This is a genomic window from Pseudomonas alliivorans (genome assembly GCF_017826695.1).
Classification (GTDB): domain Bacteria; phylum Pseudomonadota; class Gammaproteobacteria; order Pseudomonadales; family Pseudomonadaceae; genus Aquipseudomonas; species Aquipseudomonas alliivorans.
Genome location: NZ_JAFFZW010000006.1, coordinates 140035 through 161635, shown reverse-complemented (window position 1 = coordinate 161635; position 21601 = coordinate 140035). Strand labels below are relative to the sequence as shown.

Genomic DNA, 21601 nt, shown 5'->3' with positions numbered 1-21601 from the left:
CACTATCCGTTCTCGATACCGACAAGGAGTTTCCGTATATGAAAGCACGACCTGTGAAGTTGCTGACCGTCGCCATGCTGGCGGCCTGTTCCCTGGCCGCGGGGGTGGCGGAAGCCGCTGGCGTGCTGACCATTGGCCGCCGCGAAGACGGCACCACGTTCGACCCGATCAAGAGCGCGCAGAACATCGATAACTGGGTGTTCTCCAACGTCTACGATGTGCTGATCCGGGTCGATAACAAGGGCACGAAACTGGTGCCGGGGCTGGCAGAAAGCTGGAGCATTTCACCGGACGGGCTCACGTACACCTTGAAGATGCGCCCGTCGAAGTTCTCCGACGGCTCCGAACTGACCGCCAGCGACGCGGTGTTCAGCCTGCTGCGCATTCGCGATGACAAAGGTTCGCTGTGGAGCGACTCCTACAAGATCATCGACACCGCCGTGGCAAGCGACCCGCACACGCTGGTGATCACCCTGAAACACCCGTCGGCCTCGTTCCTCTCGCAACTGGCGCTGCCCAACGTTTCGATTCTGTCGGAAAAGGCCATGAAAACCCTGGGCGAAGAAGCCTACGCGGAAAAGCCGGTGGGTTCGGGTGCATTCACCGTAAAGGAATGGCGGCGTGGCGACCGGGTGATTCTGGAAAAGAACCCCAACTTCTGGGAAGCCTCGACCGTCAGCCTCGACGGTGTTGAGTGGATATCCGTGCCGGACGACAACACCCGCATGCTCAAGGTCCAGGCTGGCGAGCTGGACGCTGCGATCTACGTACCGTTTTCCCGGGTCGAGACCCTGAAGAAAGACGCCGGTCTGGTCGTACACGAAGATCCGTCCACCCGCGAAGATCACCTGCTGATCAACCACGAGCATGGCGCGCTGGCGAAAGTGGAAGTACGTCAGGCGCTGGACATGGCCATCGACAAGAAATCCCTCGTCGAAGCCGCTACCTTCGGACTGGGTACTGTCGCCAATTCCTACATTCCTAAAGGCGCGCTGTACCACTACGCCGACAACCTGCAACGCCCTTACGACCCAGTCAAAGCCAAAAAAATGCTGGCCGACGCGGGCGCCTCAGACCTGAAACTCAATTACATCGTTAACGCAGGCAACGAAGTCGACGAGCAGATCGCCGTCATGCTTCAGCAGCAACTGGCCAAGGTCGGCGTGACCACCACGCTTCAGAAAGTCGACCCGAGCCAGAGCTGGGACATGCTGATCGCCGGTGACTACGACATCTCCGTCATGTACTGGACCAATGACATTCTCGATCCGGATCAGAAGACCACGTTCGTGCTCGGGCATGACACCAACATGAACTACATGACTCGCTACCGGAACGACAAGGTCAAGGAACTGGTCGCCGCCGCCCGCGTGGAAATGGACCCGAAAAAACGCGAGCAGATGTACATCGACCTGCAGAAAATGGCCAAGGCTGACGTGAACTGGATCGACCTCTACTACAGCCCGTACATCAGCGTATCGCGCAAGAACATCGAACACTTCGGCCAGAACCCGCTGGGTCGGTTCACGCTGGAGGAAACGGTCAAGCGCTGAGGCCGGTGCTGTTCTGCGACAGAAACAGGCTTGTGTTAAACCCCTCGGCATCTTCGACGTAGCGCTGTCGCGCAGCAAACTGGGTGGAGCGGACCAGGCGGTGCTTGTACGGTCCTTTGTTTGCTGTGAGACAGCCCCAGGTTCACGCAACTGTTCGATGGATGCATGAGCGGTTGCGTGTCATCGCTTTGGGTTAATCCTGTCTTGATGCTGTGATAAACGCGTTCATGCCCTGCAAGCTCATCTCACGCCTCATGCTGACGCCGCGCGTCGCTCAGCATCGAGATCGTCAGCTTGCGAACTTCCAGCTTGCTGATCTCCACATGGGAGCGCAGCAGCAACAGCGCTTCATCACGTTTGCGGGCTTGAAGAGCGTTGAGGATGGCGGCGTGTTCGAGGTAGGTGTGTTCGATGCGGGCGCTCTTGAAGAAATCCAGGCGTCTGACGATGCGGATACGCTCGGTGACTTCATGGTGCACGCGGGCCATTTCCTGATTGCCTGAGGCGGCCACCAGCTGGGTGTGAAACTGCTCGTCGAGGTCGGCGACCACTTGCATGTCGGTGTGCCATTGGCTTTTGTCCACCAGCCAGTGTCCACGCAGAATGTTGAGTTCCGGGTGAACCTCGGCAGAGGCACAGATGCGTTCCACGGCCGCGCATTCCAGCACGATGCGCAAATCGTAGAGCTGGTCGATCTGGGTGAAGTCCAGCGGCTTGACCGACCAGCCCCGGCGAAACTCGACTTCCAGATAACCTTCGCGCTGCAAGCGGTAGAGCGCGTCGCGAACCGGCGTGCGGGACACCTGATAACGGTCGGCCAACTGGTTTTCAGTAAAGCGGTCGTAGGGCAGCAGATAGAAATCGAAGATTTCCTGTTTCAGCCGACGGTAGACGTCTTCGGCGAGTGCGTTGGTGGAGTGGGGCGCGTTCACGGCGTTCACTCCAGCGTGCTCAGGTCGATGCTGACATGCGCGGCCACGACTTTCCACGCACCCTCGAAGCGGGCCCAGGTTTGCATCTGGCGTCCCAGCCGTTGAGTGACGCCGTCGTGAAATTCGGTGCTGACCGTCGCGAAGTCTTCGCCGAAGGTGCTGACGACCGTGCGCACCAGTTGCCGTCCGGGACCGAGCGGCTGGCAGTGACGTCGATACCGTGCGATGGCTTCGGCGCCGTGCAGGTTTTCCGCCACGCCGTAACGCACAGTGTGTTCGGAACTCCAGAAGTAGTCGTCCAGCGTTGTCAGCTCATTGGCCAGCAACGCGCGTTCGTAATCGATGAACGCATTGGTGACGGCGGCCACCACATGAGGCAGGTTGATTTCCATCAGGCTGTACTCCTTGTCTGTATTGCCTGCTCCAGGGCCGACAACGACGTCACTCGACCGACAATGCCGCCCTGGGCGGTGATCATGTCGAGCGTCGCTTGCTTGAAGGCGGGAAAGTAACTCTCGGTGGCGTCTTCGATCAACAGGCAGCGGTAACCGCGATCATTGGCTTCGCGCATGCTGCTTTGCACGCAAACCTCCGTGGTCACACCGGCGAAGATCAGATGAGTGATGCCTGCGGTGCTCAGTTTTCCGTGCAGTTCCGTGCCGAAAAACATGCCCTTGCCGGGTTTGTCGATGACCCATTCGCCGGCAATCGGAGCCAGCGCGTCGATGATCTGATTGCCCGGCTGACCACGCACCAGAATCCGCCCCATCGGCCCGGCATCGCCAATGCGCAGGCCCGGCACGCCATGTTCGAGTTTGGCGGGCGGGCAGTCGGCGAGGTCTTCGGCATGGGATTCGCGGGTGTGGATCACGGTCATGTTCTGGGCGCGTGCCAGCGCCAATAGCTGTTGAACTGTCGGGATAATGGCTTGCAGCGGCAACACGTCGTTACCCAGCGCTGCGCCGAAACCACCGGGCTCGAGAAAATCGCGCTGCATGTCGATGATCACCAGCGCCGTGCTGGCGGGTTCGAAGGCAAAGCGGGTCGGATGGGCGCTGACGTCGATCATGCGGACGCCTTCTGCGGATGTTCCGCGCCCGCCATGTGCTTGCCCAGCTCGGTACGGTCGGCAGCGTTCGAGAGCGTTTCGAAGACCAGCTCTCCGTCGTGGATCACAGCGATACGGTCTGCCAGGGTCAATAGCTCGTCGAGGTCTTCGCTCAACAGCAGCACGGCAGCGCCGCTGTTGCGAGCATCGATCAGGCGTTGATGGATCAGCGCCACGGACGAGAAATCCAGACCGAACACCGGGTTGGCGACGATCAGCACGGCAATGTCCGAGGTCAGCTCGCGAGCCAGTACCGCGCGTTGCACATTGCCGCCGGACAGGGTGCCGACAGGCCGGTGCGGGTCGTTCGGCGTGACCTGAAACCGTTCGATCAGACCGCGAGCCTGAGCGGCGACGGCGCGCCGGTCGATGCGCCAGCCCTGACGGCACAGCGGCGGGCGGTCGAAATTGCGCAAGGCCAGATTGTCGGCAACGCTGAGCCCGCCGATGCAGGCATTGCGCAGCGGCTCTTCCGGCAGGCTGAACACGCGCAGGCGCTGCATCTGTTCGCGGCTGGCGTGGTAAGGCTGACCATCGATCAGCACGCGGCCGGCGCTGAACGGCCGCTGGCCCAGCAGGGCTTCGGTCAGTTCGCGCTGGCCGTTGCCGGAGATACCGGCAATGCCAAGGATTTCTCCGGGCCGCACCGAGAGGCTCAGGTTCCTGACTGCCAGCGTGCCTTTGTCGCCCGGTACATCAAGCTGCTCGACCTGCAATTGTGGGGCATGTTCAGGCACCGGCGGTCGATCACTGCTGACACTGTTGGTTTGCGCGTGGCCCATCATCCACGTGGCCATTTGCTGAGTCGTGGTATCGGCGACTGCGCTGCTCGCCACCCAGCGACCTTTGCGCAATACCGTGACATCGTCGGCGTAGGTGCTCACCTCGCGAAACTTGTGGGTGATCATCAGCACCGTCAGCTCGCCACGGTGCGCCATCTGCTGCATGAGGCCCAATACCTCGTCGGCTTCCTGAGGCGTGAGCACCGAGGTCGGCTCGTCGAGAATCACCAGCCGACGTTCCAGATACAGCTGCTTGAGAATTTCCAGCTTCTGCTTTTCACCGGCAGCCAGACTGCTGACCGGTCGCTGAATGTCGAGGCGAAACGGCATGCCTTCCATGAAGGCTTGCAGGCGCTCGTGCTCGGCGCTCCAGTCGATGCGCCACGGAAGGTCGCCACGGGACAGCACCAGATTTTCTGCCACGCTCAGGCCCGGCGCGACGGTGAAATGCTGATACACCATACCGATCTGCAACTGGTGCGAGTCGCGTGGGGTGCGGATCTCGTGCTCGCGGTTGTTGATCAGAATGCTGCCCGACTGCAACGGGCCGTAGCCGATGATGCCTTTGACCAGCGTGCTTTTGCCGGCGCCGTTTTCGCCCAGCAGCGCATGGACGGTTCCGGCCCGCACTTTGAGTGACACGTCATCCAGCGCACGAAACGCGCCGAAGCTTTTGCTGACGCCGATGGTTTCCAGGCTCAGGGCGCGCATGTTCACGCTCCCAGTACATCGCGAAGCATCGATGAATGCCCGACGGCACCGAACACGCCGCCCTGCATCTTGATCATGCTCAGGGCCGCGGCGTGGTTGGCCGGGTCGGTCGCGCCGCAGCAGTCCTCGAGCAGGATGCATTCGAAGCCGCGATCATTGGCGTCACGCAGGGTGGTGTGCACGCACACGTCCGTCGTGATGCCCGTGAGGATCAGGTTTTCGATGCCCCGGGTTCGCAGCACCAGCTCAAGATCGGTGGCGTAGAAAGAACCCTTGCCCGGCTTGTCGATCACGATCTCGCCGGGCAGCGGGGCGAGTTCATCGATCAGTTCCCAGCCGGGCTCGCCCCTTATCAGAATCTTGCCGCACGGGCCGGGATCGCCGATGCCTGCACCGATACGCTGCGAACGCCAGCGCTTGTTGGCGGGCAGGTCGCTGAGGTCCGGGCGATGGCCTTCGCGGGTATGAATGATGGTGAAGCCCAGCGGACGCATCAGCGCAAGCAGTCCCTTGATCGGCTCGATGGGCGCCCGGGTCAGTGCCAGGTCGTAGCCCATGCTGTCGACATACCCGCCGACGCCGCAGAAGTCGGTCTGCATATCGATCACGATCAGCGCAGTGTTGCGTGCGTTGAGCTGGCCGTTCCACGGCCACGGATAAGGCTCGGAAGCGAGGTGGCGTTCGCTCATCGTGATGATTCCTTCCACGTCGTCGGGGTGGGTTTGAACGTACGCCGGGGCGTATCGAAGCCGCAGGCTTGGCCGTCGGTGTGTACCACATCGGCTTCCCACGGCAGGCGATACTGCCCGGCCGCCAGATCGTGCATGTAGGTGTAAGGGCAGTCCTGTGCGCCGCCTTTGACGGCGACATAACCGCGGTGGCCGAATTGATAGATATTGTTCTCCACGCCCCAGTTGATCCGCGCTTCACGGACCAGATCCGGGCGCAGTTCGCAGCAGACGATTTCATCGGCGCGTCCGCCGCCCTCGGCCATGATCGTGCCGTCGAAATCGACGAACATCGCTTCGCCCATCGAATCGAAGGTGCCGTCGGAGCCGCACATGCAAACGCTGGCGGTCTGCATCAGGTTGGTGAAGGCGTTGCTCTGGTTGGTGATCTTCCACGCGTGGCGAATCGGCGCTGTGTAGCCCGCCGTGCGCAGCATGATGTCTGCGCCTTTGTAGGCGCACTCGCGGGCCATCTCGGGAAACATGCCGTCGTGGCAGATGATCAGCGCCAGCTTGCTGCCGCGTGGACCGTCGCACACCGGTATGCCCAGATCGCCGGGCTCCCAGGGCTCGACCGGCACCCACGGGTGCAGCTTGCGGTAGTAGAGCTGAATCTCGCCCATGTCATCGACGATCAGACCGCTGTTGAACGGGTTGCCGTGAGGGTTGGCTTCCATGATCGAGAAACAGCCCCAGATGCGGTGATCGCGGCAGGCCTGACGCAGCGCCGCGACTTCGGGACCGTCCAGGCTGCACATGATGTCCGGTGCCGTACTCATGGACAGACCGTGCAGCGAATACTCGGGAAACACGATCAGGTCCATGCCGGGATTGCTGCGCCTTGCCTTGGCGACCATCGACACCACTTTTTCGGTTTGCGCCCACAATGCTTCGCGGGTGTGCGGGTCGGGAAGCGCCAGTTGCGCCAGACCGATCACCACGCCATTGGGCGATTTGTTCAAGCCACCAAGACCACTGGCCATGTCATGCCTCCTCTGGAAATGCGTTCATCGGGTCATGCTCAATTCGCCGGGCGCGCCGTTCAGGGTGCGGCCACGTCGACAGGTCGCGTACATCACGCCGAGGGTCAGCGCGTAGGGCGCGGCCGCGAACAGGTAGTAGCCACTGCTGATGCCCACCGCCTGCAACGCCGGGCCAATCGCACCGGCTGCGCCGAACAGCAGCGATGCCCACAGACACGCGAGCGGCCGCCAACGGGCGAAAATCACCAGCGCCACGGCCATCAGGCCCTGACCGCTGGACAGACCTTCGTTCCAGCTGCCGGGGTAATACAAGGACAGGTACGCACCGCCGATGCCCGCCAGTGCACCGCCGATGGCCGTGGCGACAATGCGTACCCGGATCGGCCGATAGCCCAGCGCCTGAGCGGTTTCAGCGTGATCACCCACCAGTCTCAGCGTCAGGCCCCAGCGCGTGCTGCGCAGCCCCCAGTGCAACGCAAAGGCCAGCGCCACACCGATGAAAAACAGCACGTTGATGTTCAATGCCGAGCGCAGACGTTCTTCATCGCTCCATGTACCCAGCGCCAGTGACGGCAGCATGGGCGCTTGCGGCTGAATGAACGCCTTGCCGAGAAAGAACGCCAGACCGGTGCCGAGCAGGATCAGCGCAATGCCGAACGCAATGTCGTTGACCCGTGGCAATGAGCAGGCAATGCCGTGCAGCAGCCCCAGCAGCAGGCCGACGCCGGCGGCTGCCCCCACGCCCAGCCAGGCCGAGCCTGTCAGACACGCAGCGGCATAGCCTGACATGGCCCCGGCCACCAGAATGCCTTCCAGCCCCAGATTGATGCGGCCACTTATTTCCGTCAGGCATTCGCCCAGGCTGACAAAAAGGAACGGCGTACCGACTCGGATCGATCCAGCCAGCAGGGCTAATAAAAAGGTGCTCAGGTCGATATCAGCCACGTTGCAGTGCTCCTTTTTCGAGGCTGGCCTGCGGTGGCGCGAGCCTCATCTTCCAGGCCGCCAGACGCCCGCTCAGGGCTTCCCAGAGCAACAGATTGGTAAACAGCAAGCCTTCGAGAATCAGCGTGGTGGCATCCGGCAGTCCGAGACGACGCTGCAACAGGCCACCGCTGGCCTCCAGACCGCCCAGCAGGATCGCGCAGAAGATGATCGCCAAGGGATGATGGCGGGCGGCGAACGCGACCAGAATGCCGCTGGTGCCATACCCCGCGATCATCGCAACGTTGGCGCTGCCTTGTACCGCCGTGACTTCGAACATGCCTGCCAGACCGGCTGCCGCACCGCCAAGCAGGCAGCTCAACAGAATCAGTCGATCCACCGGCAAGCCGATCATCAATGCCGTACGCACGTTGCCGCCGACGACCCCGAGGGCAAAACCCTTGGTGCTGTGGCGCACCAATACGTACGCGAGCAGACAGGCAAACACACCGGCTACAAGTCCCCAGTGCACTTCGAAACTGTCGCTGATGGTGCCGACCAGATAGGCGTCATCCAGCGGCGGCGTGGACGGCTTGTTCAGGCTTGCCGGATCGCGCAACGGTCCTTCGACCATTTGCCTGAACAGCGCCAGCGCGATGTACGACAGCAACAGGCTGCTGATGGTCTCATTGACGCCCCGGTGCTGGCGCATCCAGCCACTCAGGCCGATCCACAGTGCACCGGTCAGCATCGCGACGAGGCCCATGCAGCCGAGCATCAGCCAGGGTGCCACTGGCGGCAGCCAGAGCGGTGTGACCGCCGCTGCCAGCCCGCCGAGCACCAAGGCACCTTCGCCACCGATAATGATCAGTCCGGCTCTAGCCGGCAGCGCGACGCAGAGCGCGGTCAGCATCAACGGTGCCGCGCGCTGCAAGGTGTTCTCCAGCGCAAACCATGAGCCGAATGCGCCTTCGCCGACCAGATGCAGGGCCTGCCAGGCCGGCTTGCCCTGAACCGCGAGGAACAGCAGAAACAGCACGCACGACGACAGCACCGCCAACAGCGTCGGCAGGCTCGGCAGCAGCGCTACGGCAAGACGCCGCAGAGTTCGCGAGACCAACATCGGACGTTCCTCAGATCTGGCCAACAACGCCTTCCACCAGATAATTCATGCTTTCCAGCACGATATCGTTCTGGGCCTGAGCCACGCCGTCGGCGATCACCACCTTGCCTTTATTGTCCTTGAGCGGGCCTTTGAAAATCACGAAGCTGCCCGCCATCATTTGTGCCTTGATCGCGTCGGCGTTCTGTCTGGCGTCGGCACTCACGGCTGGCCCGTAGGCCGAGGTCTTGACGAAACCGTCCCGCAAACCGCCGCGCAGGAAATTGATCATCGGCGCGCCATTCCGGATAGCGGCGACATGAGCTTTGTAGGGCGTTTCCCAGTTCCATTCGGCGCCGGTCAGATAGCCTTTGGGGGCGAGCGCTGCCTGGCTGGCGTGGTAACCGCAGGTCATGGCACCGCGTTTTTCGGCCGTTTCGACAATGACCTTGGGACCGTCGACGTGGCAGGTAAGCACATCGCAACCTTGATCGATCAGGCTGTTGGCGGCTTCCGCTTCCTTGATCGGCAACGACCAGTCGCCGGTGAAAATCACGGTAGTGACGATGCTCGGGTCCACGGAGCGTGCGCCCATGGCAAACGCGTTCAGGTTGCGCAGCACCTGCGGCACCGGCTTGGCAGCGACGAAACCAAGCTTTTTCGACTTGCTCATGTGTCCGGCCACCACGCCGTTCAGGTATTGGGCTTCGTCGATGTAGCCGAAGAAGCTGCCTGCGTTCATCGGGTCGCTACCGGCTTTCCACAATCCGCCACAGTGGGCGAAACGCACGTCCGGGTATTTCTTCGCCACCTTGACCACGTGCGGGTCGAAGTAACCGAAAGAGGTCGGGAAGATCAGCGTCGCGCCGTCCTGGCGGATCATCGCTTCCATGGTCTTCTGCACCGCCACGGTTTCCGGAACGTTTTCTTCTTCGATCACTTTGACGTTGGGCAGTGTCTTGATGATGGCGGCCGCCTGCGCATGGGCCTGGTTGTAACCAAAGTCATCACGGGCGCCCACGTAAATGAAACCCACCACCAGCGGGGCGTCGGCTGCGTAGACCCGACTGAACGGCAGCGCCGCGCTGAGACCGATAATGCCCGCCAGTTTGATGAAACTGCGACGATCGACATTCGACATTGGTGCTACCCCTGATCAATGAGTCTTGGAAGACGTGGTATTCGCAGCGCGGTAGGCGCGCCAGCCTTTGAATTCGGTGATGTCCTGCGCGTCCGCAAGCCCGCCGGGCTCGCAGATGAAACCCTTGACCCATTGGCCGTTGGCCAACTGCAACGAGCCGATGCCCAGTGGTGCGGGAGTGGCGGCGACGAAGGCTCCGAACTGGCTGAGCGGCATTTCCCAGACCTCGACTTCGATGTTCGCGCCCTGCTCAGGCACACGAACCAGTCCGGGTTTGGCGGGTGTGGTGTTCGCCAGCGCATAGAGTCGATAGTCCGCACTGGTCGTGGTGAGACTGCGCAGACGAGCGCCGCCTTCAAGCAATTGCCAGTTGAGCGGCTGGCCCTGAAGATGAGCGCCGACCACGGCAACCTGAACGGTTGGGACGTTGAAGGGCAGGGGCGCCAGCGCCACGCTGTCGCGCTGATCGCTCGCACCGAAGTGGGCCTGCCAGCCTGCCGCGATCTCGGCAAGACGCTGGTCAGCGCCTGCCGGGCCGATCAGCGTAATTCCTGCGGGAAGGCCGTCGTCACGACGATGCGTCGGAATGGCCAGCGCACTCATGTTCATCAGGTTGACGAAGTTGGTGTAATAACCCAGTCGCGAGTTGAGCTCGACCGGATCGGCCAGCACGGCCTCGATGGTCGGCATGCAGGGTGCGGTCGGCACGACCAGCACATCGACCTCGGCCAGCAGCGCTTCAGCCGCGCGAGTCAGCTCGGCCAGGCGATAGCGCGCCTTGAAACTGTCCACCGCGTCGAACTGATCGGCACTTTGCAGAATGCTGCGCACCACGGGATGAATGTCCGTCGCATGCGTCTCGAAAAATTCACCGACCGCCGCGCGCCGTTCTGCGACCCATGGGCCCTGATAGAGCAGGGCGGCGGCCTCGGCGAAGACCTCGAATGCGACGCAGGTCAGCGTGACCTGCGGATCGCTCTCGAGTGATTTCAACGCCTTGTCGAACGCAGCGGCTGCCTGGGCATCGCCGAAGAATTCACAGCGCTGCGGCACCGCGACCCGCCGCGCCCGACGCAATACCGGCAACGCCTGCACCGCGACACTGGTCGAATCCAGTGCATCGAAATCAGCCATCACCTGCGCGACCTGCCAGGCTTGCGCTACGTCATTGGCAAAGATCGACGGACAATCCAGCGTCCTGCAGGCTGGAACGACACCGCGACTGCTGAACAGCCCGAGGCTCGGTTTGAGCCCGACGATCCCGTTGAAGCCCGCAGGCACCCGGCCCGACCCGGCCGTGTCCGTGCCCAAGGCAAAGCACACATGACCCCGTGCCACGGCCACGGCAGAACCCGAACTCGACCCTCCGCTGACGTATGCCGGATCACAGGCATTGCGCACCGCGCCATACGGCGAGCGCACCCCTACCAATCCCGTGGCGAATTGATCCAGATTGGTCTTGCCGATCAACACCGCGCCGCTGTCCAGCAGGCGCTGCACCACATGTGCGGTGGCCTGAGCCTGATAGGCAAACTCGGGACAGGCCGCCGTGGTGGGCAAACCCGCAACATCGAAATTGTCCTTCACCGCGAAAGGAATGCCGAACAGCGGCAGCCTTTCGTACAGCGCATCGCCCAGTTCTTCCGCCAGAGCACCGAGCGTCTGTGCCCTTTCGAGCAAACGAGAAAGCGGCTCGCGGTGAATCCAGATTTCCGGGCGGTCGTCTGCGTCAATCTGCGTGTACAGATCCTGAAGGAAAGTCGCCAGTGAGGTCTGGCCCGTGCTGAGTGACGTCTGAATGGCAGCGATATCGAGAGCAGTCATTGGCGTGTTCATTCATGTATACAAGATTGAATGTGCCAGAGCAGGATTCGTGCCGGGGGATCAGGAGCGTGGTTTTAGGGGCGTCGAGATCAACATGCCGCTGATGGTTTTGCGCCTGGGCGCGCCATTGTCGAGCGCGACGGCACGAGTTGCACGGAAACGGAACATGCTACTGACGTCTGGGGAGTCGATTCCCGCGCACGCGATCATCTTGAAATTCTGATTGCTATAACAGGAGGCAACGCTTATGCGCAGGGCAGCTTTACGACTTGTATTGGCAATCATTTTGACCGGCTGTCGGAAGCCAAGGCTGGATAGAAGCTCGAACGAAGCGCCGCAAATCGGTAAAACCCGCGTCTGCGGGTTTTACAGGGCCTGACTGACAGAAACAGCGCTTCCCGTTTCGAACAGGTCCAGTGGACGTGTACAACAGGCCTGTTCAGACACCGATCATCAGCGGGCAGACAACATCCATTCCAGGGTTTCGCGCAGGGGCGGCGTACTCCATCCCGGCACTGATCGTTTGAGCCGGACGTTGCACCCACACAACGTCTTCACTTCATTGTCGCGAACGAAATCAGGGTTCACGCGAACCTCGATCTCATGCCCGGTGATGTCCTGGCACATCTCGATCACCTCACGCAGCGAGTGCGTCACGCCCGAGCATACGTTGAGGGTCTTCCCCAAAGGCCGGGCTTCCAGCAAACCCCGATAGGCGCTGGTAACGGCGCGCACATCGCTGAAATCTCGCCATACGTCCAGGTTGCCCAGTTCGATGGTGCTCTCTCTTCTTGTGAAGTGGGACACGATCTTGGGCAGCAGGAAGTTTTCGGCCTGCCCGACCCCGGTGTAGTTGAACGGGCGCGTGATCACCAGCGGCAGCCGGGCGTGCCAGAGGCTTGCCATGTACTCCATGGCCAGCTTGCTCACGGCATAGTCGTTGGCGGGAGCGGGAATCGTCGTTTCATCCAGCATGCCGGAGGACGCATTGCCGTAGACGTTGGCGCTGCTGGCAAGCAGGACGCACTCGGGCGTTTTTCCGCTGGCGTCGATGGCCTCCAGCAGGTTGCGTGTGCCGATCAGGTTCACCTGATAGAACGCTTCCGGTGAGCCGTGACCCACGAAGGCCAGCGCGGCGAGGTGGACGACGATATCCGGCTGGATCCTGGCAAGCAGCGCAGTCAGGCCGTTCACATCCAGCAGATCGACCTGATGGTAGTTATCGCTGTCCGACGGCTGGCTGCCCATGCCGACGACCTCGCAACCCTGAGCTGCGAGTTCGGTGGCCATGAAGCTTCCTGTGAAACCGTGGATGCCCGTTATCAATGCGCGTTTACCGGCGATGCTCATCAGAAGGAAAAACCTTTTTCGTTTCGACGAAGATCCGCTTCAACCATCATGCGGCACAGTTCCTCAAGGTTGGTCTTCGGTTCCCAACCCAGTACTTCACGGGCTTTGGCAGGATTGCCGATCAACAGTTCCACTTCGGTAGGCCGGTAGAACTTCGGATTGACCGAGACAAGAACCTTCCCGGTGGCCGCATCGATACCGCGCTCGGACTCAGCCTCACCTTCCCACTGAACAGTGACGCCTGTGGCCTTGAACGCCATGCTCACGAAACTGCGGACGGTCTCGGTACGGTTGGTGGCCAGTACAAAGCTGTCCGGCGTGTCAGCCTGCAGCATCCGCCACATGCCTTCGACGTACTCCTTGGCAAACCCCCAGTCGCGCTTGGCATCCATGTTGCCCAGTTCGAAGGCGTCCATGAGGCCCATCTTGATCTTGGCGACCGAGTCGGTGATCTTGCGCGTCACGAATTCGCGGCCGCGCAGAGGCGATTCGTGGTTGAACAGGATGCCGCTGGCGCCAAAGATGCCGTAGGACTCACGGTAATTGATCGTCATCCAGTGCGCATAGAGCTTGGCGACACCGTAGGGGCTGCGTGGATAGAACGGTGTGCTTTCGACCTGAGGAATGGACTGAACCTTACCGAACATCTCGGACGTCGAGGCCTGATAAAAGCGGATTTTCGGATTGACGATCCGGATTGCCTCCAGCAGGTTGACCGCGCCGATACCGGTTATCTGGGCTGTTGTCAGCGGCTGTTCGAATGACACGCCAACAAAACTCTGCGCTGCGAGGTTGTAGATCTCGGTGGCCTCGGTGTTTTGCAGCAAGCGGATACTGGCGGACAGGTCGGTCAGGTCGTACTCGACCAGATGCAGATTGGCATCGTGCTGAATCCCGAGTTCCTCGATGCGCCAGAAATTGACAGAGCTGGTCCGGCGATAAGTGCCGTAAACGGTATAGCCTTTCTCAAGGAGCAATTGCGCCAGATAAGCGCCGTCCTGACCCGTAATGCCGGTAATGATTGCTTTCATATGAGGTGTTTGACTCCAGCAAGGAACGTGTATCCCGACGCTTTTCGAGGTTGCCTGCGCTTCAAGCGAGGGGGAGTTTCAGGGTAGAAGGCTTGGATACAACGCGCCTAGCCCGGTGGCCATCATGACCATGCGGGTAGAGGTTAGCCCGAGTCGTGAAATTTTGCCGGGATCTGAAGCCGCTTCGCATTTCAGACAAAGTGGATTAATCCCGTCTACGCTTGTGCCGATAACGTAGTACAACCCACACGAACGGTGCAGTCATGTTCAATACTCGCTTGAAAAAGGAATTACAGGCACAGCAGGCCGAGTTGTCAGTCTATCGGCAGATGCAGAAGGGTATCGACGCACGCATGGTGGGACTGAGCATCGACGCCAGCAATCGTATCGCTCATGCCAACGATAACTTCCTCAGAATGCTCGGTTACAACGCCGAGCAACTGCTTGGCAAAAACCTCGACGACCTGGTGCCGACCTACGTCAAGCAGCTCGACTGCTACCGAAACCTCAAAGCTGCGGTGCAGAAAGGCGAGTCGGTTATCGACAACTACCGCTTTCTGCGTGCCGACGGCACTCTAGCGTGGATTCGCGCCATGTGGCAGCCGGTTCTGGATGACAGCGGCAAGCTGATGACTCTGCAGTGCTACGGTTCGGACATCACGCAGACCGTTGAAACCGCCGCCGAGAACTCGGCGTTCATTCAGGCGCTGCTGCGCTCCACGGCGGTGATCGAGTTCGACCTTGGCGGCCACGTCTTGACGGCCAACGAGCAATTCCTGCGCGGAATGGGCTACAACCTCGCGCAGATCAAGGGCAAGCACCACAGTATGTTCTGCGATCCACATGAAGTGAGCCAGGCTTCGTACAAGGATTTTTGGGCAACGTTGAACCGCGGCGAGTTCGTCGCCAGCCGGTTCAAGCGCGTCGACAGCAATGGCCGCGATGTCTGGCTGGAAGCGACCTACAACCCCGTTCACGATGCCCAGGGCAAGCTCTACAAGGTCGTCAAGTTCGCGACCGTGGTGACCGACCAGGTCGCCCGCGAAGAAGACGTCAGTCAGGCGGCGAGCGTGGCCTTCGAGATCTCCCAGCAGACCGATGTCAGTGCCCAGCGTGGCGCGGATGTGGTGCAAAACACCGTACAGACCATGCGCAAGATTTCTCAGGAGATGGAGTCGGCGTCGTCAGGCATCGAGGCGCTGGGCAAGCAATCGCTGCTGATCAGCTCCATCGTCCAGACCATCGGCGGCATCGCCCAACAAACCAACCTGCTGGCGCTCAACGCCGCCATCGAGGCCGCCCGCGCGGGCGAGCAGGGCCGTGGCTTTGCGGTTGTGGCCGATGAAGTCAGGCAACTCGCCGGCCGAACCAGCGCCGCAACCGAAGAGATCGTCAGCGTCGTGCAGCAGAACCAGGCACTGGCCGACGAAGCCGTGCGCGGCATGGCCAACAGCCGTAGCCAGGCCGAACAGGGCTTGCTGCTGGCCAACGAGGCCGGTTCGGTCATCGTCGAGATTCAGGAAGGTGCCAAGCAGGTGGTGGGTGCGGTAGGGCGGTTTGCCAATCAGTTGAAGTGATCGGCGCGCCCCTGAACAGCGCTCACAGGTGCGAGGCGATCAGCTCTAAGCCGGCGCCGCGCCCGTCTTGCCTGCTTCTACCACGAAGCGCTTGAGTGTGGAGACGGTCGCAGCAGGGTTGAGTACGTCGGAAACGACCTGGAAACGGGTCAGCATTTGTTGTTCGCTGAGCTCCACCGACACATAGCCGCGTTGACGACTGTCAAAAAACTTTATGTGCGGGTTAAGTCCGAGAATAGCGTTGAAAGCGTCAAACGGAGGTCCGCTGGAGGTTACCGACGTGCCGACGAATTCAGTGGCGACGATCCTGGAGTCCGGGTTGTTGGCGTCGGCATGCAGGTCGGTGGTCCAGAATGAGTGGATATCTCCGCCCCAGAACACCGGGTTTCGAGTCTTGTGACGTTCCAGAGAGGCCAGCATGCGCTCCCGGGTCGCGATGTAGCCATCCCAGCCGTCGGTCCAGCGGCCCAGTGCCTGAGTGTCCGGGTTGCGTTGCGTCAGGGGGGCGACCAGCAAGTCCTGCGCGATTACGTTCCATTGCCCCGCAGAGTGGGCAAAACTGTGGTCCAGCCAGGCTTCCTGTTCCCATCCCAGCATGGTGCGTTTCGGATCGCGCAGGTCCGTGCAGTCATTACTGACGACACGGCCTCTATGGCTGCCGTTGGCCTGGATGCATGGCTGTTCGGAGCGGTACTGGCGACCGTCCAATACGTGAAAGCGCGCCAGACGGCCGTAGTCGATATGACGATAGATACGCATGTCCGCGCCTTTTGGCAGGCTGCTGGCGCGCAAGGGCATGTGCTCGTAAAACGCCTGATAGGCAGCGGCCCTTCGACGCAGGAAGCTCTCTGTCGAGACGCCGGGGTCCTGCGACCATTGGGCTGCGTAGTCATTTTGGACTTCGTGATCATCCCAGGTCACAACGCTTGGGGCGCAGGCATGCAGCGCCTGCAGGTCCGGGTCGGTCTTGTACTGTGCATAGCGGTTTCGATAACCGGCCAGATCCATCGGCTCGGACGTGACATGGTGCCGTGGAAGGCTGTTTTTTTGCGGGGATATCCCGGATTCGTAGATGTAGTCGCCCAGAAAAAACACCAGATCCGGCCGCTCGTTGGCCAGATGTCTGTAGGCGCTGAAGTAGCCGGCCTCCCAGTGTGAGCAGGAGACGAATCCAAATCGGGCCGTCGGCATGGCGGACAGTGGCGGTAACGTAAAGGCCTGGCCTGTCGTGCTTTGTGCGCCAAGGCTCTCGAACTGATACCAATAAGGACGTCCCGGCTGCAGACCGCTTACTTCCACATGCACCGAATGCGCAAAGCGCGGCTGGGCCATGGTCTGTCCGGTGCGTACCACTCGGGTCATCGCCGCGTCGCTGGCAACTTTCCAACGTACCGCCACCGCTTTGTTCAGACCACCGTCACCCGTGGCCGTCGTCACTTGTGGCGCCAGGCGGGTCCAGATCACGAAGCCGTCCGGCAGCGGGTCTCCGGACGCCACACCCAGAGTGAACGGATAATCAACACCAGCACTGCGAGCAAACGGGCTGAGGATTGACAGCAGCACAGCGCCGGACACGCCCGTCATGATGCGACGACGATCCGGATCGAAATCAGTCATGACGCGCCTCCAGCGATTCATACTGCGAACGCAACAGCCCGAAAAGCAGCATGTCCCTGAATACGCCGTTTTTCAGGAACACCTCCTTCATCTGGCCCTCATAAGCCAATCCGCATGCCTGTAACACTCTGGCGCTGGCCAGGTTGTCGCTGAAGCACTGACCCGCGATGCGATTAAGGTTCATGACGGCGAATCCATAGTCCAGCAGACCCAGCGCGGCTTCACGCATGTAGCCTTTGTTGCGGTAGGGAGCACCGGTCCAGTAACCCAGCCAGGCGCCGCGATGTGGCATGGCCAGCCGCATTGAGACGACGCCGACCAACTCTTCGGTTCCCAGATGTACCCCCAGACATAACGCCTTGCGATTGGCGAATTGCTCAGCGCCCTCCGCGATGAAGGCGGTGGCATGCGCAAGCGTGTAAGGGGAGGGCAGCATGCCGGTCATGGCGGCAATCACAGGATCGTCGGCCAGATGTGCCAACGTTGTTGCCTGTTCGGGCCTAAGCGGGGCGAGCAACAGGCGCGAGGTCTGAATACTGGGCAGCTCGGTGCTCATCTGAGGAATCCGTCGGAAGGAACGCCCGAATGTGCCGCGCTTGCATGTCGATTTCGTGACAGGTGCACGAACCCTTTAAGTGTCACGAAAACTGCGATTCAGAGCCATGCAATGGTCATCAAAAGCTAACCGATCGGACATATTCCGTTGCTAGATTCTCGGCCTCTGACAGAGGTGGAAGACAGCATGAGAACGTGGGACGAACCCAAAAAGCGCAAGGCACACATCGAACTGATCCCGATGATCGATGTGATGATGTTCCTGTTGGTGTTTTTCGTGCTGGTGAGCTTGAACGTGATCCCGGCGCTGGGCATGAAGACTCAGCTACCCAGTGCCAGCAGTTCTCAGCAGCTCAAACCGCAGAACAAGTCGATTCTCACCCTGGGCCTCAATGGCGAGCTGCAGCTCGATGGCAAGGCCACAACGGTTGACACGCTGGTGCCCGCGTTGAAAGCACTGGAAAAGCCCGACACCAAAACCACCATCATCGTTAACAGCGACAAGGGCGTTGAAGTGGCGCGGCTGGTGGAGATCATGGATACCCTGCGTCTGGGGGGCTTTACGTCCGTCTCCATCGCCACGCGTAAATCCTGATATGTATGTCCTGTTTCGCCTACGGCAATGGCTCGGCGGTCTGCCTGCATTGCTGGCTCTCATCGCAATCGTGATGGGAATGCAGACCCGGCCATTAAAAATGGAGCCGGTTTACGACGAGTCGGCTGTGGAACTGGCACTGGTCGAGCCAGAGCCGCCTGCGCCGGAGCCAGTCGTCCAGCCAGATACTCAGCCGGTTGAGCCGGTTCAGCCTGATGAACCGCCACCGCCGCCCGTGCCTGTCGTCGAGAGTGAGGAGGCCGAGCCACCACCGCCAAAACCGGTGCCGAAACCCGAGCCCAAGCCCAAGCCGGAACCCAAGGCTCGTCCCAAACCCGTCCCCAAACCTGCTCCAGCAGTGGCCAGGCCCGCTGAACCGGTCCCTGCACCGCGCCCGCCTGTGGCGAGTGCCCCGGTCCCAGCTCCTGCTCCACCTGCGCCACCCAAAGTCGACACGCAAGGTCTGGAGGGCGGCTACCTCAAGGGATTGCGCAACGAGCTGGACGGCTACAAACAGTACCCCACCGGACGCCAGGCATCGCTGGAGCGTCCGAGTGGCGAGGTGATCGTCTGGCTGCTGGTTGACCGTCAGGGGCGAGTGCTGGACTCCGGAATTCAGAGTCAGGCCTCCAGCATGCTGCTCAACCGAGCGGCGACCAGCAGCCTTCGACGCATCAAACAGGTCAAGCCATTTCCCGAGCAAGCCTTCGGCGGACGCAGCGAGCAGCGCTTCACCGCTACCTTCAACTACAGCGTGCAGTAGTACTGACAAGGAACAATGTGATGAGGTTTTCCAGGATTCACCTTGCTTTAGTCGCCGCCGGCATGAGCCACGGTATGGTCATGGCTGACACCAGCAGCGACGTCGGCACCATCGGCGTCCAAGGCAAGGCAACTGCAGGCGGCGGTTACATGGTTCAGGAGGACAGCATCAAGGCGCGCTCCACGGTGACCAAGGAAGCGCTCGACAAGCAGGCCGCGACCGGCAATGCGATCGACAAGCTCAAGTACACGCCCGGCCTGAACATCTCCAGCGAGGATGCCACTGGTCTGTCCGGTTTCCGTTTCACCATGCGCGGTCTCAACTCCGATCAGGTCGGCATGTCGGTCGACGGCATGCCGATCAATGACTCCGGCAACTACGCGCTGTATTCCAACCTGCTGGGTGACCCGGAAAACATCGACCAGATATTCGTGACTCAGGGTTCTGCCGAGAGTGACGGTCCGCATATCGGTTCCAGCGGCGGCAATATAGGCATCGTGACGATTCGACCTACCAAGGAAACCGGCGCGTTCGTCAAGCAGGTGGCGGGCAGCAATGGCACCTATAAGACCTTTGCCAGACTCAATACCGGCGAGGTCAACGGGCTGAGCAACTGGCTGTCTCTGTCGCACACCGAGGGCGAGAAGTGGCGTGGCGACGGCGCGGTGCGTGCCGACAAGGTTGAATGGAACAGCTTTTTCGATATGGGTTCAGGCAACACCGCCAACCTGATCCTCAAATACCACGAGCAAGACAACAATAGTTACAGCCAGCTCACCAAGGGTCAGTTTCAGCAAGGCGGACGCAAGTTCGATCCGTACCCGTCCACGCCGGCCCTGGGCAGCAACGGCAAACTGTCCAGCTATTACGAGTTGGCGCAGAACCCGTTCCAGACGTTCACCGGTGTGCTCAATACCCAGTTCAAGCTCGCCGACAACCTGTCGCTGTCGGTCATTCCGTATTATTTCTGGGGCAATGGCAGCGGCGTAGCAAGCTCATCCTTCCCGCTCAATCGTGGCTCCAATCAAGGGGGCGTATTCGACCTGAGCAACCTGCCGACGGCCGCCGCTTACAACGCAGACGGTTCGTCGACTACCGGCGTTTACTACCGGCCGTCACGCACACAGACTTGGCGTCCGGGCATCACCACCAAGCTCAACTGGGATGTCAACGACGAGCATAGTGTGCAGGTCGGCTATTGGTATGAGCGCGCGCGTCAGTTGCAGACCCAGCCATTCATTCGTTTGAAGAGCAATGGCAAACCGCAGAGCATCTGGCCTGATTCGGACTACGTGGTCGATGCCAACGGCAACGAGATTCAGGGCCGTGACCGCTACACCGTGACGCCCGCGCAGAAAGTATGGGCGCAGGACACCTGGTACTTCGCCCCGGACTGGACCCTGATTGGTGGTCTGGCCTACATGAATGTCGAGCGCGAAGGGGATAACCACGGCAGCTTGACCGAGCGTCCGGAAAAACGTGATCAGACCTACAACAAGCTGTTGCCTAACGTCGGGCTCAAGTACCAGCTTGATGAGCGCGATCAAGTGTTCTACAGCCTGTCGCGCAACATGCGGGTGCCGCAGAACTACGTGCTTTACGACCAGGGCGCTGGCTCGATCAACAGCAAGCCGGAAACCAGCTGGAACCATGAGCTGGGCTGGCGCTTTACCGATCAGGACATGACGCTGGCGGCGACCCTGTTCTACATGCAGTTCAAGGATCGGCAGGTGTCATCAAGAGACATCAACGGTGATTTTGCAGACATCAATGCCGGTGCAGTCGACAACAGCGGTCTGGAACTGGAATGGAGCGGCCTGCTGCCCCATCACTTCAACTACTACACCTCTTACACCTACACCCGCGCAAAACAGAAAGATGACCTGACGGTGTTCAATAACGGCGCAGCCATTGATCTGCCTACCAGCGGCAAGCAGTTCGCCAACGTGCCGAAGAACATGCTGGCGGCCAACATCGGTTATGACGACGGCAGCTACTACGGCACGTTCGGCGGCAAGCTCACCAGCAAGCTTTATGGTGACCTGACCAACGACGAAAGCATTCCCGGGCGCGCCATCTTCAATCTTGGCGCGGGGATCTACTTGCCCGTGGACAAGAAAATCGTCAAGGACGCGACCTTGCGCCTGAACGTCGACAACCTGTTCGACAAGGAATACCTGGACGGCGTGTACACCACCAAGACCAACGCGGCGACCTACAGCGGTTTCCGCGATGGCGACCCGGCCTACATCGTCGGTGTCGAGCGTACGGTTACCGTGTCTCTCGAAGCCAACTTTTAACTGTCACTGATCCGAGGTCTGCGTC

At 60.7% G+C, this 21601-nt stretch carries 19 protein-coding genes and 1 pseudogene; 6 read left to right on the top strand and 14 right to left on the bottom strand.

From position 1 onward, the window contains the following. The first annotated feature begins 38 nt into the window (after positions 1 to 38). Positions 39 to 1553, top strand: a complete 1515-nt coding sequence (locus JTJ32_RS17120) for an ABC transporter substrate-binding protein (protein WP_210042755.1) — start codon at positions 39 to 41, stop codon at positions 1551 to 1553. A 245-nt stretch (positions 1554 to 1798) separates the two neighbouring features. Here JTJ32_RS17120 and JTJ32_RS17115 read toward each other — a convergent pair whose 3' ends face one another. The 12 genes from JTJ32_RS17115 to gmd all read right to left on the bottom strand — a co-directional run bounded on the left by JTJ32_RS17115 (position 1799) and on the right by gmd (position 14169). Further along, positions 1799 to 2485: a GntR family transcriptional regulator gene (locus tag JTJ32_RS17115; protein ID WP_099226830.1), complete on the bottom strand. Its 687-nt coding sequence runs from the start codon at positions 2483 to 2485 to the stop codon at positions 1799 to 1801. A 5-nt stretch (positions 2486 to 2490) separates the two neighbouring features. Next, positions 2491 to 2877, bottom strand: coding sequence for an oxalurate catabolism protein HpxZ (gene hpxZ / locus JTJ32_RS17110; RefSeq protein WP_210042754.1), 387 nt, complete (start codon positions 2875 to 2877; stop codon positions 2491 to 2493). Then, complete coding sequence (locus JTJ32_RS17105; RefSeq protein WP_210042753.1) at positions 2877 to 3554, bottom strand: cysteine hydrolase family protein; 678 nt, start codon at positions 3552 to 3554, stop codon at positions 2877 to 2879. The genes hpxZ and JTJ32_RS17105 overlap by 1 nt, the downstream gene beginning before the upstream one ends. Continuing rightward, the gene (locus JTJ32_RS17100) at positions 3551 to 5086 is read right to left on the bottom strand and encodes an ABC transporter ATP-binding protein (RefSeq protein ID WP_210042751.1); all 1536 of its coding nucleotides are present in this window, start codon (positions 5084 to 5086) and stop codon (positions 3551 to 3553) included. The genes JTJ32_RS17105 and JTJ32_RS17100 overlap by 4 nt, the downstream gene beginning before the upstream one ends. A 2-nt stretch (positions 5087 to 5088) precedes the next feature. Then, positions 5089 to 5775, bottom strand: a complete 687-nt coding sequence (gene biuH, locus JTJ32_RS17095; RefSeq protein WP_210042750.1) for a biuret amidohydrolase — start codon at positions 5773 to 5775, stop codon at positions 5089 to 5091. Then, positions 5772 to 6797 (bottom strand): formamidase, encoded by a 1026-nt coding sequence (locus tag JTJ32_RS17090; protein WP_184321647.1) that lies wholly within the window; start codon positions 6795 to 6797, stop codon positions 5772 to 5774. The genes biuH and JTJ32_RS17090 overlap by 4 nt, the downstream gene beginning before the upstream one ends. 24 nt (positions 6798 to 6821) lie before the next feature. Further along, positions 6822 to 7742, bottom strand: coding sequence for an ABC transporter permease (locus JTJ32_RS17085; protein ID WP_210042749.1), 921 nt, complete (start codon positions 7740 to 7742; stop codon positions 6822 to 6824). Next, complete coding sequence (locus JTJ32_RS17080) at positions 7735 to 8844, bottom strand: ABC transporter permease (protein ID WP_210042748.1); 1110 nt, start codon at positions 8842 to 8844, stop codon at positions 7735 to 7737. The genes JTJ32_RS17085 and JTJ32_RS17080 overlap by 8 nt, the downstream gene beginning before the upstream one ends. Before the next feature lie 10 nt (positions 8845 to 8854). Next, the gene (locus tag JTJ32_RS17075) at positions 8855 to 9964 is read right to left on the bottom strand and encodes a BMP family ABC transporter substrate-binding protein (protein WP_184321641.1); all 1110 of its coding nucleotides are present in this window, start codon (positions 9962 to 9964) and stop codon (positions 8855 to 8857) included. Between the two features lie 15 nt (positions 9965 to 9979). Further along, positions 9980 to 11788, bottom strand: coding sequence for an allophanate hydrolase (atzF, locus tag JTJ32_RS17070; protein WP_210042747.1), 1809 nt, complete (start codon positions 11786 to 11788; stop codon positions 9980 to 9982). 453 nt (positions 11789 to 12241) lie between these two features. Continuing rightward, a complete protein-coding gene (locus JTJ32_RS17065; protein WP_184321637.1) occupies positions 12242 to 13138 on the bottom strand; it encodes a GDP-mannose 4,6-dehydratase in 897 nt (298 codons plus the stop codon). Then, positions 13138 to 14169 carry a GDP-mannose 4,6-dehydratase gene (gmd, locus tag JTJ32_RS17060; protein WP_099226728.1) on the bottom strand — a complete coding sequence of 344 codons (1032 nt, stop codon included), beginning with the start codon at positions 14167 to 14169 and terminating at the stop codon, positions 13138 to 13140. The genes JTJ32_RS17065 and gmd overlap by 1 nt, the downstream gene beginning before the upstream one ends. A gap of 263 nt (positions 14170 to 14432) precedes the next feature. Between gmd and JTJ32_RS26815 the strand changes: the two are divergent. Both JTJ32_RS26815 and JTJ32_RS26810 read left to right on the top strand, forming a co-directional pair. Further along, positions 14433 to 15158 (top strand): annotated as a pseudogene (locus JTJ32_RS26815) (PAS domain-containing protein); the annotation flags it as partial. Between the two features lie 30 nt (positions 15159 to 15188). Next, positions 15189 to 15746, top strand: coding sequence for a methyl-accepting chemotaxis protein (locus tag JTJ32_RS26810; RefSeq protein ID WP_408004605.1), 558 nt, complete (start codon positions 15189 to 15191; stop codon positions 15744 to 15746). A gap of 45 nt (positions 15747 to 15791) precedes the next feature. On the opposite strand, the gene JTJ32_RS17050 is transcribed toward JTJ32_RS26810, so the two are convergent. Together JTJ32_RS17050 and JTJ32_RS17045 are read right to left on the bottom strand one after the other, a co-directional pair. Continuing rightward, the gene (locus tag JTJ32_RS17050; RefSeq protein WP_210042745.1) at positions 15792 to 17363 is read right to left on the bottom strand and encodes an alkaline phosphatase D family protein; all 1572 of its coding nucleotides are present in this window, start codon (positions 17361 to 17363) and stop codon (positions 15792 to 15794) included. Further along, positions 17356 to 17919, bottom strand: a complete 564-nt coding sequence (locus JTJ32_RS17045; RefSeq protein WP_184321628.1) for a GNAT family N-acetyltransferase — start codon at positions 17917 to 17919, stop codon at positions 17356 to 17358. Before JTJ32_RS17045 ends, JTJ32_RS17050 begins: the two co-directional genes overlap by 8 nt. A 186-nt stretch (positions 17920 to 18105) precedes the next feature. On the opposite strand from JTJ32_RS17045, the gene JTJ32_RS17040 reads away from it, so the two are divergent. The 3 genes from JTJ32_RS17040 to JTJ32_RS17030 are packed head-to-tail and all read left to right on the top strand — an operon-like array spanning position 18106 to position 21576. Continuing rightward, on the top strand, positions 18106 to 18513 hold the full coding sequence (locus JTJ32_RS17040; RefSeq protein WP_099226732.1) for an ExbD/TolR family protein: 408 nt from the start codon (positions 18106 to 18108) through the stop codon (positions 18511 to 18513). 1 nt (position 18514) lies between these two features. After that, the gene (locus JTJ32_RS17035) at positions 18515 to 19276 is read left to right on the top strand and encodes an energy transducer TonB family protein (RefSeq protein WP_210042744.1); all 762 of its coding nucleotides are present in this window, start codon (positions 18515 to 18517) and stop codon (positions 19274 to 19276) included. A gap of 20 nt (positions 19277 to 19296) precedes the next feature. Continuing rightward, complete coding sequence (locus JTJ32_RS17030; protein WP_210042741.1) at positions 19297 to 21576, top strand: TonB-dependent receptor; 2280 nt, start codon at positions 19297 to 19299, stop codon at positions 21574 to 21576. The last annotated feature ends 25 nt before the right edge of the window (positions 21577 to 21601 follow it).

Bases quoted from the DNA above. Each gene is read 5' to 3' on its own strand.
- JTJ32_RS17090 (WP_184321647.1), bottom strand. From the start codon at position 6,797: ATGGCCAGTGGTCTTGGTGGCTTGAACAAATCGCCCAATGGCGTGGTG.
- gmd (WP_099226728.1), bottom strand. From the start codon at position 14,169: ATGAAAGCAATCATTACCGGCATTACGGGTCAGGACGGCGCTTATCTG.
- JTJ32_RS17045 (WP_184321628.1), bottom strand. From the start codon at position 17,919: ATGAGCACCGAGCTGCCCAGTATTCAGACCTCGCGCCTGTTGCTCGCC.
- JTJ32_RS17100 (WP_210042751.1), bottom strand. From the start codon at position 5,086: ATGCGCGCCCTGAGCCTGGAAACCATCGGCGTCAGCAAAAGCTTCGGC.
- JTJ32_RS17030 (WP_210042741.1), top strand. From the start codon at position 19,297: ATGAGGTTTTCCAGGATTCACCTTGCTTTAGTCGCCGCCGGCATGAGC.
- JTJ32_RS17105 (WP_210042753.1), bottom strand. From the start codon at position 3,554: ATGATCGACGTCAGCGCCCATCCGACCCGCTTTGCCTTCGAACCCGCC.
- JTJ32_RS17035 (WP_210042744.1), top strand. From the start codon at position 18,515: ATGTATGTCCTGTTTCGCCTACGGCAATGGCTCGGCGGTCTGCCTGCA.
- biuH (WP_210042750.1), bottom strand. From the start codon at position 5,775: ATGAGCGAACGCCACCTCGCTTCCGAGCCTTATCCGTGGCCGTGGAAC.
- JTJ32_RS17050 (WP_210042745.1), bottom strand. From the start codon at position 17,363: ATGACTGATTTCGATCCGGATCGTCGTCGCATCATGACGGGCGTGTCC.
- JTJ32_RS17080 (WP_210042748.1), bottom strand. From the start codon at position 8,844: ATGTTGGTCTCGCGAACTCTGCGGCGTCTTGCCGTAGCGCTGCTGCCG.
- atzF (WP_210042747.1), bottom strand. From the start codon at position 11,788: ATGACTGCTCTCGATATCGCTGCCATTCAGACGTCACTCAGCACGGGC.
- hpxZ (WP_210042754.1), bottom strand. From the start codon at position 2,877: ATGGAAATCAACCTGCCTCATGTGGTGGCCGCCGTCACCAATGCGTTC.
- JTJ32_RS17120 (WP_210042755.1), top strand. From the start codon at position 39: ATGAAAGCACGACCTGTGAAGTTGCTGACCGTCGCCATGCTGGCGGCC.
- JTJ32_RS17065 (WP_184321637.1), bottom strand. From the start codon at position 13,138: ATGAGCATCGCCGGTAAACGCGCATTGATAACGGGCATCCACGGTTTC.
- JTJ32_RS17040 (WP_099226732.1), top strand. From the start codon at position 18,106: ATGAGAACGTGGGACGAACCCAAAAAGCGCAAGGCACACATCGAACTG.
- JTJ32_RS17075 (WP_184321641.1), bottom strand. From the start codon at position 9,964: ATGTCGAATGTCGATCGTCGCAGTTTCATCAAACTGGCGGGCATTATC.